This is a genomic window from Sphingomonas sp. SP5 (assembly GCF_058313455.1).
This window is the reverse complement of the sequence record NZ_JBZFLF010000005.1, coordinates 139,157-153,956: the sequence shown is the minus strand read 5'-3', so window position 1 is coordinate 153,956 and position 14,800 is coordinate 139,157. Positions and strand designations below refer to the sequence as shown.

Genomic DNA, 14,800 nt, shown 5'->3' with positions numbered 1-14,800 from the left:
ATCCTTCTATCCGCCCGGGCGCGCCGCCATGCAAGCGATCACGCGGCGGACCGCCTCGCGCGTGCTGTCGAACGGCACGTCGGTGGCGATGACGACATGCGCGCGCGCGCGCTTTGCCGCGTCGGGCAACTGGCGGGCGAGGATCGCGTCGAACTTGGCAGGCGTCATGCCGGGGCGGGCGAGCGTGCGGGCGCGCTGCACGTCGGGCGCGGCGGAAACGACCGCGACGCGATCCACCGCTGCGTCGCCGCCGGTTTCGAACAGCAGCGGGATATCGAACACGATCAGCGGTGCATCGGCATGGTCGGCGAGGAAGGCGGCCCGCTCCGCGGCGACGGCGGGGTGGACGATGGCCTCCAGCCGCTTCATCGCCGCATCATCGCCCAGCACCGCCGCGGCGAGGGCAGGGCGGTCCACCCCCGCCGGCCCGGTGGTGTCGGGGAAGGCCGCCTCGATCGCTGCGACCAGCGCACCGCCCGGCCCCTGCAACCGATGCACGGCGGCATCGGCATCGAACACCGGCACGCCTTCGGCCGCGAACATCGCGGCGACGGTGGATTTGCCCATGCCGATCGAGCCGGTGAGGCCCAGGATCGTCATGCCGTCAGCAGGTCGCGCAACGCATCGTCGCCATCGCGCGGCGGCTCCGCCCCGAAGAACAGTTCGAAGGCGAGCGCCGCCTGGCCGATCAGCATCTCCAGGCCATCCACCGTCTCCAGCCCGCGCGCGCGCGCGGCGGCGAGCAGCGGCGTCTCCAGCGGGGCGTAGACGATGTCGTAGACGATCGCCTCTTCGCCCAGGCCGTCGAGATCGAGGTCGAGCGGCGGCTGCCCGGCCATGCCGAGCGTGCTGGCGTTGACCAGCAGCGCGGTATCGGGGGCAAGCGGGCTGGCGAGCGGCAGCGCCTGCCCCTTGAGGCCGAACGACGACAGCAGCACGCCTGCCTTCAGCACGTTGCGGTTGAGCAACGTCACCGGACCGACGTTCATGCGGGCGAGCGCGAACAGGATCGCGCGGGCGGCACCGCCGGCGCCGACGACGGTCACCGGTTTGCCGGTCAGGTCGAACCCGGCGAGCGGGGCGTAGAAGCCGCCGGCATCGGTGTTGGTGCCGACGGGTGTGCCGTCTTCTGCCCGAAACACGGTGTTGATCGCGCCGATGCCGCTGCGCACGTCGCCGCGATCCTCGACATGGTCGAGCGCGGCGAGCTTGTGCGGCATGGTGATGTTGCAGCCGCGCCAGTCGGGATCCTCGCGGCGCTCGGCGAAGAAGCGCGGCAGGTCGTCGGCGCTGACCAGGGTTTTGCGGTATTCGGCGTCGAGGCCGAGCGCATCGAGCCAGAAGCCGTGGATGATCGGCGATTTGGACTGGGCGATCGGATCGCCGATCACCTCAGCATAAGGCCGGCCATGACCGGCGGATGCGTAGGGCCGGCCTCCGCCGGCGGGTGCGTAGGATGGGCTCATGCCGGCAGGACTCCGCGGATTCTGAGGTAATCGAGGACGTTGAGCAGCGGCAGGCCGAGCACGGTGAACTGGCTGCCCTCGATCCGGGTGAACAGCTGCGCGCCCGGCCCCTCGATCCGGTAGCAGCCGACGCAGCCGGCGATCACCGGCCATTCCCCGTCGAGATAGGCATCGATGAAGGCAGGGGAGAGCGGGCGGACGTGCATGCGCGCCGCCTCGACGTGCCGCCAGACCGGGCGGCCGCCTTCCGCGATCACCGCGGCGCTCCACAGTTCGTGGCGGGTGCCGGACATGCGGGCGAGATGCTCGGCGGCCTCTTCGCGGCTCTCGGGCTTGTCGAGCAACGTGCCATCGGCGAGCGCGACGACGCTGTCGCTGCCGAGCACCAGCCGGTCGGGATGGCGTAGGCTGACCTTCACCGCCTTCAGTTCGGCGAGCGCATCGGCAAGGTCGCGGGGTTTCGATCCGGCGAGCGACGCCTTGGCGGCGTCCTCGTCGACGCCGGCGGCGGTGGCGTCGAACGGCACGCCGGCCGCGCTCAACATGGCGCGGCGCGAAGCGCTTTGCGAGGCGAGGAGGAGTTTGCTCACGATCACACCTTTATCCGTCATTCCGGCGAACGCCGGAATCCATGGTTACGACGCGTCCGGACGAAGCGCGAACCATCGGCCGCCCGCATCCATGGGTCCCGGCGTTCGCCGTGATGACGAAAGGGGCGTGACACATCACACCTTGCGCTGGTTCGCCAGTGCGATGATCGCGGCGGCGGTTTCCTCGATCGAGCGGCGGGTGACGTCGATCACCGGCCAGCCATTGTCGGCGAACATGCGGCGGGCATAGGCGATTTCGCGCGTCACCGCTTCCTCCTCGACATAGGCGGTGTCGGGCATCTGGTTGAGCGAGAGCAGGCGGTTGCGGCGGATCTGGATCAGCCGATCGGCACTGGTGGTGAGGCCGACGACCAGCGGCCGCTGCAACGCGAACAGGATGCGCGGCGGCGGACTTTCGACGACGATCGGGATGTTCGCCGTCTTCCACCCGCGGTTGGCGAGATAGATCGAGGTCGGCGTCTTCGACGAGCGCGACACGCCGGCGAGGACGATATCGGCCTCTTCCCAATCCTCGTGCGCGATGCCGTCATCGTGCGCGATCGTCCACTGGATGGCATCGACGCGTGCGAAATAGGCGGCGTCGAGCGCGTGCTGGCGACCGGGCCGGGCCTTGGCCTGCTGGCCGAGCAGCCCCGACAGCGCATCGTTCACCGGGTCGAGCGGCGCCACCGCCGGCAGTCCCAGCGCGAGGCAGCGCTGTTCGAGGATACGCCGCGTCGCGACGTTGACGAGCGTGAAGACGACGAGGCCGGGGTTCTGCGCAATCTCTTGAAGGATGCGTTCGAGGTGCGCCTCGGTGCGCACCATCGGCCAGAAATGGCGCACGGTTTCGACGTCGTCATATTGGGCGAGCGCGGCCTTGGCGATGTTCTCCAGCGTCTCGCCGGTCGAGTCCGACAGGAGGTGGAGGTGCAGGCGCATCATGACCCCCTCCGGGGCCGAATTGTGGACAACATGGGGACAAGGGATAGGGCAACTCGGCACCCTCGCCAAGCGACCGGTGCGGCGTGGACAACCCGCATTCCATCCACAGCCGCGCCCACAGGGAATGGATTTATCCACAGCCTGTGGATACCGGGCATGCGGATCGCCGAATCGACGCGGAATCGCGGCTTCTTGCCGGTCAACCTGTGGGTGATTAGGGCATGAAACGCTTTATCCCGCGTTCCACGTGCCAACCACTGCATCATCCTTTTCTAGAATCTTCTTATATAGGAAGAAGGCCCTGCCCGACCCTGTGAATACCGCCCCTGTGAACAAGCCGCTGCTCGCCGTCCTGCGGGGTGCCAAGCCGTCCGTGCCGCCGATCTGGCTGATGCGTCAGGCGGGACGTTACCTGCCGGAGTATCGCGCGCTGCGGGCGGAGAAGGGCGGCTTCCTGGCGCTCGCCACCGATCCGGACGCGGCGGCGGAGGTGACGCTGCAACCGATCCGCCGCTTCGGCTTCGACGGGGCGATCCTGTTCTCCGACATCCTGATGGTCCCTTGGGCCTTGGGGCAGGACCTGACGTTCGGGCCGGGGGAGGGGCCGCGGCTGGCACCACCGCTGGTCGACCACGCGCTGGGCGCGCTGAAACGGGTGCCGGAGCGGCTGGAGCCGGTCTATGCGACCTGCGAGCGGGTGGCCGCCGCCTTGCCGCCCCAGACCACCTTCCTGGGCTTTGCCGGCTCTCCCTGGACGGTCGCGACCTATATGGTGGCGGGGCAGGGGTCGAAGGACCAGGGCGAGACGCGCAGCGTCGCCTATGCCGATCCGGGCGCGTTCCAGGCGATCATCGATGCGATCGTCGCGATGACGATCGACTATCTGTCGCGGCAGATCGCGGCGGGAGTGGAGGCGGTGCAGCTGTTCGACAGCTGGGCAGGATCGCTGTCACCGGCGCAGTTCGAACGCTGGGTGATCGCGCCCAATGCGGCGATCGTCGCGGGGCTGCGCGCGCGCTGCCCCGATGCGTGCATCATCGGCTTCCCCAAGGGTGCTGGCGGCAAGCTGCCCGTCTATGCGCGCGAGACGGGGGTGGATGCGATCGGCCTCGATGAGACGGTCGATCCGGCCTGGGCGGATGCGGTGCTGCCGCAGGGCATGCCGGTGCAGGGCAACCTCGATCCGCTGGCGCTGCTCGCCGGCGGGGCAGCGCTGGATGCCGGCATCGACCGCGTGGTGGCGGCATTCCCGGATCGTCCGCACGTCTTCAACCTGGGGCATGGCATCGGCCAGCACACGCCGGTCGCCCATGTCGAACGACTGCTGGCGCGGGTGCGGGGGCAATGATGGACTGGGTGGCGGGCGCGTACCTGTGGATCGTCGCGGCGCATGTGATCGTCGTGATCTTCTGGATGGCGGGCATGTTCATGCTGCCGCGCTACCTGGTCTATCACCAGGAGGCCCTGGCTGCCGGGCGTGCCGAAGAGGCGGCGCTGTGGGTCGAACGCGAGACGAAGCTGCGCCGCATCATCCTGACCCCGGCGATGGTCGCGGTGTGGGTGCTGGGCCTGACGCTGGCGACGATCGGCCAGCATTGGGGCGAAGGGTGGCTGCACGCCAAATTGCTCTTCGTGCTGCTGCTGTCGGGCTATCACGGCTGGGCGGTCGGCTATGCCAGGCGGCTGGCGCGCGGCGAGATGCGGCTGACCGGCCGGACGCTGCGGATGGTCAACGAAGTGCCGGCGCTGATGGCGATCGTCATCGTCGTGCTGGCGTTCGTGAAGCCGTTCTGAGACGTCGTTCCGGGTCGAGACGGCAGGGCGGGCGGCAATCCGCTTGACGAACCCTGCCGCCGCTCTTACCTCCTCATCGCGCGTAGAGCCGCCGTCCGGTGACTCCGCGTTCCTCCTATCGGCTTTTCGTCGCTGCGGTTCCTTCGCCGACCCAAGCTATCTCCCCCCGACTTCCGCATTCGGATTATTCCATGCATCTCAAAGACTTGAAGAAAAAGACCCCTGCCGAGCTGGTCAGCATGGCCGAAGAGCTGGGGGTCGAGGGCGCCTCGACGTTGCGCAAGCAGGATCTGCTGTTCGCGATCCTGAAGGTGCAGGCCGAGAACGGCGACCAGATCATGGGCCTCGGCACGATCGAGGTCCTGCAGGACGGCTTCGGCTTCCTGCGCAGCCCGGAGGCGAATTACCTCGCCGGGCCGGACGACATCTACATCTCGCCCAACCAGGTGCGGAAGCACGGGCTGCGTACCGGCGACACGGTCGAGGGTGAGATCCGCGCGCCCAAGGACGGCGAGCGCTATTTCGCGCTGACCAAGCTCACCTCTGTCAATTTCGACGATCCGGATGCGGTGCGTCACCGCGTCAACTTCGACAACCTGACGCCGCTGTATCCGGAATCGAAGCTGACGCTCGATCCCGCCGATCCGACGCAGAAGGACAAGTCGGCGCGCGTCATCGACATCGTCTCGCCACAGGGCAAGGGACAGCGCACGCTGATCGTGGCGCCGCCCCGCGTGGGCAAGACGGTGATGTTGCAGAACATCGCCAAGGCGATCACCGACAACCATCCCGAGGTGTTCCTGCTCGTCCTGCTGATCGACGAGCGGCCCGAGGAAGTCACCGACATGCAGCGCAGCGTGAAGGGCGAGGTGGTGTCCTCGACCTTCGACGAACCGGCACAGCGTCACGTGCAAGTGGCTGAAATGGTTATCGAAAAGGCAAAGCGGCTGGTCGAGCACAAGAAGGATGTGGTGATCCTGCTCGACAGCATCACCCGCTTGGGCCGCGCCTACAACACGGTTGTGCCGTCCTCAGGCAAAGTGCTGACCGGCGGTGTCGACGCCAACGCGCTGCAACGGCCCAAGCGCTTCTTCGGCGCGGCGCGCAACATCGAGGAGGGCGGTTCGCTGTCGATCATCGCCACCGCGCTGATCGATACGGGCAGCCGCATGGACGAGGTGATCTTCGAAGAGTTCAAGGGCACCGGCAATTCCGAAATCGTCCTCGACCGCAAGGTCGCCGACAAGCGGGTCTTCCCGGCGCTGGACGTGGGCAAGTCGGGCACCCGCAAGGAAGAGCTGCTGGTCGACAAGGACAAGCTCAGCAAGCAGTGGGTGCTGCGCCGCATCCTGATGCAGATGGGCACGATCGACGCGATGGAGTTCCTGCTCGACAAGATGAAGAATTCGAAGACCAACGAGGATTTCTTCGACAGCATGAATCAGTAGTGCGCAGTGCGGCAGCCGGCCACGTCCGGCTGACTCGCACCAGCGCGGCCGGCGGGTGCCGTAAGGCATCCCGTCCGACGACGCGGGCTTCGCCCGCGTCCGGCCCGCTCCCCAAAACGTGCTTCGACAGGCTCAGCACGAACGGTGGGATATCAGCAACAAAACCTTACAATCCTCGCAGCGCGTGCAAGCCATGGCTTTCGCGCGCTGCTGCGTTATGCACTCGAGGCATCAACCGGGAGTGTCATACGTGTCCATCATCGCCATGCTGAGCGCGGCCGCCGCCAGCGGGCCGGGATCGCCGGCCGAGATCTGGCAGCATATCGTCAACGATTTCTCGAACCTTGGCTCGCCCTCGGCCTTGTCGGCGTTCGTGCAGGTGCTGATGATCGACGTGGTGCTGGCCGGCGACAATGCGATCGTCGTCGGCGCGCTCGCCGCGGGCCTGCCGATCGACCAGCGCAAGAAGGTGATCCTGATCGGTATCCTCGCCGCGCTGGTGCTGCGCATCGTCTTCGCGCTGGCGGTGAGCTGGCTGCTCGGCGTGATCGGGCTGATCTTTGCCGGCGGTATCCTGCTGCTGTGGGTCGCGTGGAAGATGTGGCGTGAACTGCGCCAGGAGCACAATGCCGGATCGCCCGAAGTGGCAGGCGACGAGACATCGGGGCTGAAGCCAGCCAAGAGCTTCGCCGCGGCGGCCTGGGCGGTCGCGGTCGCCGACGTGTCGATGAGCCTCGACAACGTGCTGGCCGTCGCCGGTGCGGCGCGCGAGCATCCCGGCATCCTCATCATCGGGCTGCTGCTGTCGGTGGCGCTGATGGGCATCGCCGCCAACATCATCGCCAAGTATATCGAGCGCTATCGCTGGATCGCCTATATCGGCCTGCTGGTGATCCTCTATGTTGCGGGCAAGATGATCTACGAAGGAGTGGTCGACCCCAATGTCGGGGTCATGACGCTGTTCGGATAAGGAAAGGGGGCCAGATGGCCCCCTTTCTGTTATTGGCGGTATACGGGGGTGGCGGCGTTGGTCCCCTTGATCAGGGTGATCGCGTTGTCGCAGCCTGCCTCGTAGACGTAGCTTTCGCCCGAAGCGATGATCTCATGATTGGCGGCTTTCAGGCGCCAACGCCATTGGCCGCCCTGTAGATATTTTTCGAAATACATCTGGCTCTCCCACAGCGGGAATATCCCGCAGGAAGAAGAGATTAGCAGCTGACATTCGCCAGATGCGCGACAAGCGCATCCGGCGTGGCGGTAATCAGCTCCTGCATGGAGGTTCAGCCGAGATGCTTGGCGAAGAAGGCGGCGGTGCGCTCGTCCGCCTGGCGGGCGGCGGCTTCGGAGCGGCGCTGGCCCATGGCTGCGGCGAAGCCGTGATCCTCGCCCGGATAATCATAGAGCGTGACTTTGGGATGATCGTCGAGCCCGGCATGCATGCGTGCCTGCGCATCATGGTCGACGAAATGATCCTCCTGCGGAATGTGGAGCAGCACCGGATGGGCGATGGCGTGCTTCTCGCCAAGCAGGCCGTCGATGCCGACGCCGTAATAGCCGACCGCGGCATCCACGTCGGTGCGCGTCGCGGTCATGAAGGCGAGGCGGCCGCCCAGGCAATAGCCGACCACGCCGACCTTGGCCGCGATGCCGCTGGCATCCTGTGCATCGTTCAGCAGGGTGCGGGCGGTGCGGATCGTCGCTTCGATATCGCGGATGCCGGCATCCTGGTTGAACTTGCCCATCAAGCCCAGGGCCTGCTGCATCTGGTCGGGAAGGTCGGGATCGAGCTCGACGCCCGGTGCGATCTGCCAGAACAGGTCGGGCGCCAGCGCGAGATAGCCGGCTTCGGCAAGGGCGTCCGCCTTGCTGCGGATGCCGACGTTGACGCCGAAAATCTCCTGGATGACGACGACGGCGGCACGGGGCGTACCGCTCGGCTCGGCGACATAGACGTCGAACTGGCCGCGGTCGTCCAGCGTCCCGATCTGGATAGTCTTGCTCATGGGGGTCCTCTCGCGCGTGGGGGCGGGCTCGGCTATGCAATGGCCAAGAGGGCTGCTTCAAGGGGCGATACGATGAAGGTGACGGTAGACGTGGATCTGACGCCGGAAGAGGCACGGCGCGCGATGGGCCTGCCCGACCTGACGCCGCTGCACGAGCGGTACGTCGGATCGCTGCTCGAGGCGATGAACGGCCAGGTCCGTCCCGAGCTGCTTGAAAACATGATGAAGAGCTGGGCGCCGATGAGCGAGGCGGGCTTCGCCATGTGGCGGCAGATGTTCGAACAGGCGACCAGCACGGGCGGCAAGTCGGGCGGCTGATGGCAACGATCTTTGCGCTGTCGAGCGGCGCGGCGCCGGCCGGGATCGGCGTGATCCGGGTGAGCGGTCCACTGGCGCTGGCGGCGGTAGAGCGACTGGCGGGCACGCTGCCGGCGCCGCGCAGCGCGCGGGTGAGGGTGCTTCGCGATGCGTCCGGTGCGGTGCTCGATCGTGCGCTGGTGCTGGTCTTCCCCGGCCCCCACACGGCGACCGGAGAAGATCTGGCGGAACTACATTGCCATGGTGGCCGCGCGGTGATCGCGGCGGTGCTGGCGGCGTTAGCGGCCATCCCCGGCTTGCGATCGGCGATAGGGGGAGAGTTCACCCGCCGGGCGCTGGGCAACGGCCGGATCGACCTCGCCGAGGCGGCAGGCCTTGCCGATCTGTTGTCCGCCGACACCGAGCGGCAGCGGATCGCCGCTTTGTCGGCCGCGGAGGGTATCGTCAGCCAGCGAATCCGCGGCTGGCTGGATCGCCTGGCGATGCTGGCGGCGCTGACCGAAGCGCAGCTCGACTTCGCCGATGAAGACGATGTGGGGGCGGGTGACATCGCGCCGATCGTTGACGGCAAGGATGCGCTGGTGGCGGAGCTGCAGGCGGTGCTGGCCAATCCACCGGTCGAGCGACTGCGGGACGGCGTGCAGGTGGTGCTGGCGGGGCCGCCGAACAGCGGCAAATCGACGCTCATTAATCTGCTGAGCCAACGCGATGTCGCGATCGTTTCGGCCATTGCGGGGACGACCCGCGATCGGATCGAGGCGACGGTGGTGCGCGATGGCATCGTCTATCAGGTGACCGATACCGCAGGCCTAACCGCGAGTGACGATCCGATCGAGCGGATCGGGGTGGAGCGCGCCGAGGCGGCGATCGTTCGGGCGGACATCCTGCTTTGGCTGGGGGATGACCAGCCGCCGCGGCCGGATGCGCTGTGGGTAAGGGCGCGAGCCGATCAGCCGGGGCGGACGGACGTGCCGCTGGCCAATGTGACTGTAGCGCAGAGTGACTCAGCGAGTGTCCAGCAGCTGTGGGCGATGATCGCCGGGCGTGCCGAATCGCTGATGCCACGCAGCGATATGCTGGCGCTGCGGGACAGCGAACGGGCGGCATGCCGTTCCGCGTCTGACGCGCTCGCACCGGCGGAGGACGACCTGCTGATCATCGCAGAGCAATTGCGGGTGGCGCAGCGCGCGCTGGGAAGGATCCTGGGTCTGGACGCGACCGAGACGATGCTGGACGCGCTGTTCGGCCGGTTCTGCATCGGAAAGTGATGTTCCACGTGGAACAGTTTTGACCCGGACGCCGCGCTGACCTAGGCGAAGCGGCATGTATGACGTGATCGTCGTGGGTGGCGGCCATGCCGGCACCGAAGCGGCAGCCGCTGCGGCAAGGCGCGGGGCCACCACCCTTCTTATCAGCCATGACCGTCGGCAGATCGGCGCGATGTCCTGCAACCCTGCGATCGGCGGGTTGGGCAAGGGGCATATCGTGCGGGAGGTCGACGCCTTCGACGGACTGATCGCACGCGCCGCGGACGCGGCGGCGATCCATTACCGCATGCTCAACCGTAGCAAGGGCGCCGCGGTGCAGGGGCCGCGGGTGCAGGCGGACCGACGACTCTACGCTGCGGCGATCCAGCGGATGCTGGCCGATTTGCCTCATCTCACCATCGGCGAGGGCGATGTCGATGCCCTCAGCCTGCGCGACGGGCGGGTCGATGGTGTCGTGCTGGGTGACGGTAGCCGTATCGCGGGGCGTACGGTGGTGCTGGCGACGGGGACGTTCCTCGGCGGCCGGATGTTCCGGGGCGACGAGCGGCATGAGGGCGGTCGAATCGGCGAGCGTCCGGCCCGCGCATTGGCGCTGCAACTGCGGGCGCTGGGGCTGCCGCTGCAACGGTTGAAGACGGGTACGCCGCCGCGGATCGACGGCCGCACGATCGACTGGGCGCGGCTGGATGAGCAGCCGTCCGATCGCGAGCCTTGGACCATGTCCCCGATGAGCCCGACGCGGCGGCTGCCACAAGTCGCCTGTGCGGTGACGCGTACGAACATGGCGACGCATGACGCGATCCGATCCGGGCTTGATCGATCACCGCTGTTCGGTGGCGATATCGAGGGGCAGGGGCCGCGCTATTGCCCGTCGATCGAGGACAAGGTGCACCGTTTCGGGGATCGCGACGGGCATCAGGTGTTCCTGGAGCCCGAGGGACTGGACGACCCGACCGTCTACCCGAACGGACTGTCCACATCATTGCCGACCGACGTGCAGGAGGCGATGGTGCGCAGCATCGCTGGGCTGGAGCGCGCCAGGATCACGATGCCGGGTTATGCGGTGGAATATGACTATCTCGATCCGCGTACGCTGGACGTCACACTGGCGTTGGCGGCGATCCCCGGTGTGTTTTGCGCCGGGCAGTTGAACGGGACCACGGGCTATGAGGAAGCGGCAGGGCAAGGCCTTGTCGCCGGGCTCAACGCCGCCGCGGCGGCCTGCGATCTGTCGCCGTGCGCACTGGATCGATCGACCAGCTACCTGGGGGTGATGATCGACGATCTGGTCCTGCAAGGGGTTACCGAGCCCTACCGCATGCTGACCGCGCGCGCCGAGTACCGGTTGTCGCTGCGCGCCGACAATGCGGAAACGCGGCTCGGGCCGATCGCCCAGGATCTCGACTGCATGACGCCGGAGCGGCGGGAACATCAGTTGCGCCGCAGCGAAGAACGGCGATCCGTTCACGCTGCATTGCAGCACGAGTGGACTGCGTCGCAACTCGCAGCGCGCGGTGCGCAGGTCTCACAGGATGGTAGTCGGCGGACCGCGTACGAATGGCTGCGGATGCCTGGGGCTTCGGTTGATATCGTGGCACCGGGACTTAGCGGGCCGCGGAGTGTCGTTGATGAAGTGGTGGAGGATGCCCGTTATGCTCCGTATCTCGAACGGCAGGCAGACGAGATCGCGCGCATGAAACGGGAAGAGGCGGCAACGTTGCCGCAGGATCTGGATTATTGTGCGATCCCCGGATTATCGAACGAGATGATCGATCGGCTGAGCCTCGCGCGGCCGGTGTCGCTCGGTGCTGCGGCCCGCATCCGCGGCGTTACGCCAGCGGCGTTGTCGGCGATCTACCTGTATGCACAGCGAGCGGCGGCATGACTGAAGACGAAGCCCGGGCGGTCGTTGCCGATCGCTTCGGCGAGGAAAAGGCGGAGAAGGTTGGGGCCTTCCTGGCGTTGGTGGCTGGAGAGAACGAGCGTCAGAACCTGATCGCACCTTCCACTGTACCGAGCATCTGGAACCGTCATGCGCTGGATTCGGCCCAGTTGATGTTTCACGTGAAACAACCGGCCGCGTCATGGCTCGATATAGGCACAGGCGGCGGGTTTCCCGGCATTGTCGTCGCCATCCTGTTCGACGGCAGCGTCACGATGGTAGAACCGCGCAAACGCCGTGCGGCCTTCCTGCAGGATTGTGCAGAGCGGCTGCACCTCGATAATGCCTTCGTGCTCCCGAGCAAAGTGGAGGCGGTCGAAGGCGTGTTCGACATTATTTCGGCGCGCGCGGTGGCGTCCGTCGAAAAGCTTTTGCAAGCGGCGGACCATTGCGCCAAACCGAACACACGCTGGATTCTGCCACGAGGGCGGATCGACGACGATGCACTTGCCGCATTGCAGCGTAACCGCAGCAGAGTGTTTCACGTGGAACATAGCCTGACCGATCCCGGATCATCGATCCTGATCGTCGATCGCAAGAGAGGATAAGCGCGATGACCGTGATTGCTGTGGCCAACCAAAAGGGCGGCGTCGGCAAGACGACGAGCGCGATCAATCTTGCCACGGCGCTGTCAGCAACCGGCAAGACGGTGCTGCTGATCGACCTGGACCCACAGGGTAACGCCTCCACCGGGTTGGGCATCGGCCATGCTCAGCGTGGACGGTCCAGTTATCATGTGCTGGTCGGCGAGGCGGAGATCGCCGACGCGGTCATCACCACGCGCGTGCCCCGGCTCGATCTGGTTCCGGCGACGCAGGATCTGTCGGGAGCGGAGATCGAGCTGGTCGAGTTCGAACATCGCACGCATCGGCTCGATCGCGCGCTGCGGCGGTCGCATGGCCGCTGGGACATCGTGCTGATCGATTGTCCTCCGTCGCTCGGCCTGCTGACGATCAACGCGATGGTCGCGGCGGACAAGTTGCTGGTGCCGCTGCAATGCGAGTTCTTCGCGCTGGAGGGCCTGTCGCAGCTGCTCACGACGGTGGAGCGCATCCGCGAGCGGTTCAATCCGGGGCTCGCGATCCTGGGCGTGGCGCTGACCATGTACGATCGCCGCAACCGCCTGACCGATCAGGTCGCCGCCGATGTGCGCGCGGTGCTCGGCCGGGTGGTGTTCGACACGGTGATCCCGCGTAACGTCCGCCTGTCCGAAGCGCCGAGCCATGGGTTGCCGGCGTTGATCTACGACCATCGTTGCTCGGGGTCGCAGGCCTATATCGATCTTGCCCGCGAACTGATCGCGCGGCTGCCGCACGCTGCGGCGGTGGCGGCATGAGCGACGCGGCGAAGCGCCGCCCGGCCGGACTGGGGCGCGGGCTGAGCGCCCTGCTCGGCGAGATGGCCGCCGAAGCGCCGGTGACCCCCGGCGCCAACACCGCCGTGCCGACCGGCGTACGCATGCTGCCGGTCAGTGCATTGTCGCCGCATCCGGATCAGCCCCGCCGTCACTTCGACGACGCGTTGCTCGACGAACTGGCAGCGTCGATCGGGGCGCGCGGGCTGATCCAGCCGATCGTCGTTCGGCCGCACGGGCACGATTATCAGATCGTCGCTGGCGAGCGGCGCTGGCGGGCGGCGCAGCGCGCGCGACTGCATGAGGTGCCGGTTGTCGTCCGCGACTTCGACGACGCGCAGACGCTCGAGATCGCGCTGATCGAGAATATCCAGCGGCAGGATCTCAACGCGATCGAAGAGGCGCAGGCGTATCAGCGGCTCGCCGGCGAATATGGCCATACGCAGGAGGCGCTAGCCAAAATCGTTCACAAGTCGCGCAGCCATGTCGCTAATCTATTGCGATTGCTGGAGCTTCCTGCCGCAGTGCAGGATCGCGTGACTGATGGTTCGTTGTCGATGGGGCACGCTCGCGCCCTGCTCGGTGCGCGCGACGTCGAAGTGCTTGCAGAGCAGGTCGTGGCGCGGGGATTGTCCGTCCGCGAAACGGAAAAGCTGGCCAAGGGCGCCAAGCCTGAGCGGGCGGGCGGTTCGCGCGAAAGGGCTGCCCCGACGACGCCCGATGCCGATATTGCTGCACTGGAACGACAATTGTCGGACCTGCTCGGCCTCAACGTGCGGATCGCGCATAGCGAGAAGGGCGGGACGCTGACGCTGACCTATTCGACGCTCGATCAGCTCGACATGGTGTGCCAGCGGCTGACCGGCGATACGATCTGATGATCCTGCTGTCGCACGAATATGACGATTTGCCCGTTGCCGGCGGTGGCGTGATGCGCACGCACTGGTTCCGCCCGGCGGGGGAGGGGCGTTTCCCCGGCCTGCTGCTGTTTTCGGAAATCTACCAGGTCACCGATCCGATCCGCCGGCTGGCGGCGTTCTTCGCCGGCCATGGCTATGTCGTCGCGGTGCCAGAGGTCTATCACGAGCATGAGGCGCCGGGGACGGTGCTGCGTTACGATGCGGCCGGCACCGATCGCGGCAATGCGCTGAAGTTCGCCAAACCGGTCGCGGCCTTCGACGCCGATGCGCGCCGCGCGCTCGACGCGCTGGAGGCGCACCCTGCGTGCAACGGCGGGTTGGGGACGATCGGCGTATGCCTGGGCGGGCATCTGGCCTATCGCGCGGCGCTGGACCCGCGGGTGAGCGCTGCGGCGCTCTTCTATCCGACCGATATCCATTCCGGCACCTTGGGCGAAGGCCGGCGCGACGACAGCCTTGCGCGGATGGCCGAATTACGTGCCGAAACGCTGTTCGTATGGGGACGGCAGGACCCGCATGTTCCCTTCACCGGGCGGGAGGCGATCCGCGCCCGGCTGGAAGCGGTCGGCGCCACCTATGCCTGGCATGAGGTGAATGCGCAGCATGCCTTCCTGCGGGATGAAGGACCGCGATACGATCCCGCCCTGTTCGTCGCGGCGACGGGATGGGCGCTGGCGTTGTTCAGCCGTGTCTTGCGCTGACGGCGGATTAGAGGCCGGTGAGGTGACCGAATACCGTTCGTGCTGAGCCTG

17 protein-coding genes are annotated in these 14,800 nt (G+C 66.8%); 11 read left to right on the top strand and 6 right to left on the bottom strand.

Annotated elements, in window-relative coordinates; genetic code table 11:
• Nucleotides 1-6 precede the first annotated feature (6 nt).
• From coaE to AC4GY7_RS13520, 4 genes are all read right to left on the bottom strand, one after another.
• Nucleotides 7-600 (bottom strand): dephospho-CoA kinase, encoded by a 594-nt coding sequence (coaE, locus tag AC4GY7_RS13535; RefSeq protein ID WP_491115032.1) that lies wholly within the window; start codon nt 598-600, stop codon nt 7-9.
• A complete protein-coding gene (locus tag AC4GY7_RS13530) occupies nt 597-1,466 on the bottom strand; it encodes a shikimate dehydrogenase family protein (RefSeq protein WP_491115030.1) in 870 nt (289 codons plus the stop codon). Before AC4GY7_RS13530 ends, coaE begins: the two co-directional genes overlap by 4 nt.
• The gene (locus tag AC4GY7_RS13525; protein WP_491115028.1) at nt 1,463-2,077 is read right to left on the bottom strand and encodes a Maf family protein; all 615 of its coding nucleotides are present in this window, start codon (nt 2,075-2,077) and stop codon (nt 1,463-1,465) included. Before AC4GY7_RS13525 ends, AC4GY7_RS13530 begins: the two co-directional genes overlap by 4 nt.
• Nucleotides 2,078-2,191: 114 nt before the next feature.
• On the bottom strand, nt 2,192-3,001 hold the full coding sequence (locus AC4GY7_RS13520; RefSeq protein ID WP_443584398.1) for a pyruvate, water dikinase regulatory protein: 810 nt from the start codon (nt 2,999-3,001) through the stop codon (nt 2,192-2,194).
• A 328-nt stretch (nt 3,002-3,329) separates the two neighbouring features.
• Here AC4GY7_RS13520 and hemE point away from each other — a divergent pair, with 328 nt between their 5' ends.
• The 4 genes from hemE (at nt 3,330) to AC4GY7_RS13500 (ending at nt 7,213) form a co-directional block, all read left to right on the top strand.
• Complete coding sequence (gene hemE / locus AC4GY7_RS13515; RefSeq protein WP_491115025.1) at nt 3,330-4,349, top strand: uroporphyrinogen decarboxylase; 1,020 nt, start codon at nt 3,330-3,332, stop codon at nt 4,347-4,349.
• Nucleotides 4,349-4,795, top strand: a complete 447-nt coding sequence (locus AC4GY7_RS13510) for a CopD family protein (RefSeq protein ID WP_491115366.1) — start codon at nt 4,349-4,351, stop codon at nt 4,793-4,795. The genes hemE and AC4GY7_RS13510 overlap by 1 nt, the downstream gene beginning before the upstream one ends.
• A 191-nt stretch (nt 4,796-4,986) precedes the next feature.
• A complete protein-coding gene (rho, locus tag AC4GY7_RS13505) occupies nt 4,987-6,243 on the top strand; it encodes a transcription termination factor Rho (RefSeq protein WP_443584396.1) in 1,257 nt (418 codons plus the stop codon).
• A gap of 265 nt (nt 6,244-6,508) precedes the next feature.
• Complete coding sequence (locus AC4GY7_RS13500) at nt 6,509-7,213, top strand: TerC family protein (protein ID WP_491115364.1); 705 nt, start codon at nt 6,509-6,511, stop codon at nt 7,211-7,213.
• Between the two features lie 29 nt (nt 7,214-7,242).
• On the opposite strand, the gene AC4GY7_RS13495 is transcribed toward AC4GY7_RS13500, so the two are convergent.
• Complete coding sequence (locus tag AC4GY7_RS13495) at nt 7,243-7,410, bottom strand: YegP family protein (RefSeq protein WP_491115023.1); 168 nt, start codon at nt 7,408-7,410, stop codon at nt 7,243-7,245.
• Between the two features lie 113 nt (nt 7,411-7,523).
• Nucleotides 7,524-8,246, bottom strand: coding sequence for a dienelactone hydrolase family protein (locus tag AC4GY7_RS13490; RefSeq protein ID WP_491115021.1), 723 nt, complete (start codon nt 8,244-8,246; stop codon nt 7,524-7,526).
• 72 nt (nt 8,247-8,318) lie between these two features.
• Between AC4GY7_RS13490 and AC4GY7_RS13485 the strand changes: the two genes are divergently transcribed.
• Genes AC4GY7_RS13485 through AC4GY7_RS13455 form a run of 7 tightly spaced genes read left to right on the top strand, consistent with a single transcriptional unit; the run spans nt 8,319 to nt 14,749 of the window.
• Complete coding sequence (locus AC4GY7_RS13485; protein ID WP_491115019.1) at nt 8,319-8,564, top strand: DUF6489 family protein; 246 nt, start codon at nt 8,319-8,321, stop codon at nt 8,562-8,564.
• Nucleotides 8,564-9,832 carry a tRNA uridine-5-carboxymethylaminomethyl(34) synthesis GTPase MnmE gene (mnmE, locus tag AC4GY7_RS13480; RefSeq protein ID WP_491115017.1) on the top strand — a complete coding sequence of 423 codons (1,269 nt, stop codon included), beginning with the start codon at nt 8,564-8,566 and terminating at the stop codon, nt 9,830-9,832. Before AC4GY7_RS13485 ends, mnmE begins: the two co-directional genes overlap by 1 nt.
• Nucleotides 9,833-9,887: 55 nt before the next feature.
• Complete coding sequence (mnmG, locus tag AC4GY7_RS13475) at nt 9,888-11,717, top strand: tRNA uridine-5-carboxymethylaminomethyl(34) synthesis enzyme MnmG (RefSeq protein ID WP_491115015.1); 1,830 nt, start codon at nt 9,888-9,890, stop codon at nt 11,715-11,717.
• Nucleotides 11,714-12,322: a 16S rRNA (guanine(527)-N(7))-methyltransferase RsmG gene (rsmG, locus tag AC4GY7_RS13470; RefSeq protein ID WP_491115013.1), complete on the top strand. Its 609-nt coding sequence runs from the start codon at nt 11,714-11,716 to the stop codon at nt 12,320-12,322. Before mnmG ends, rsmG begins: the two co-directional genes overlap by 4 nt.
• 5 nt (nt 12,323-12,327) lie before the next feature.
• Nucleotides 12,328-13,110: a ParA family protein gene (locus AC4GY7_RS13465; protein ID WP_443584390.1), complete on the top strand. Its 783-nt coding sequence runs from the start codon at nt 12,328-12,330 to the stop codon at nt 13,108-13,110.
• Nucleotides 13,107-14,006: a ParB/RepB/Spo0J family partition protein gene (locus AC4GY7_RS13460; protein ID WP_491115010.1), complete on the top strand. Its 900-nt coding sequence runs from the start codon at nt 13,107-13,109 to the stop codon at nt 14,004-14,006. Before AC4GY7_RS13465 ends, AC4GY7_RS13460 begins: the two co-directional genes overlap by 4 nt.
• A complete protein-coding gene (locus AC4GY7_RS13455) occupies nt 14,006-14,749 on the top strand; it encodes a dienelactone hydrolase family protein (protein ID WP_491115008.1) in 744 nt (247 codons plus the stop codon). The genes AC4GY7_RS13460 and AC4GY7_RS13455 overlap by 1 nt, the downstream gene beginning before the upstream one ends.
• Nucleotides 14,750-14,800 lie beyond the last annotated feature (51 nt).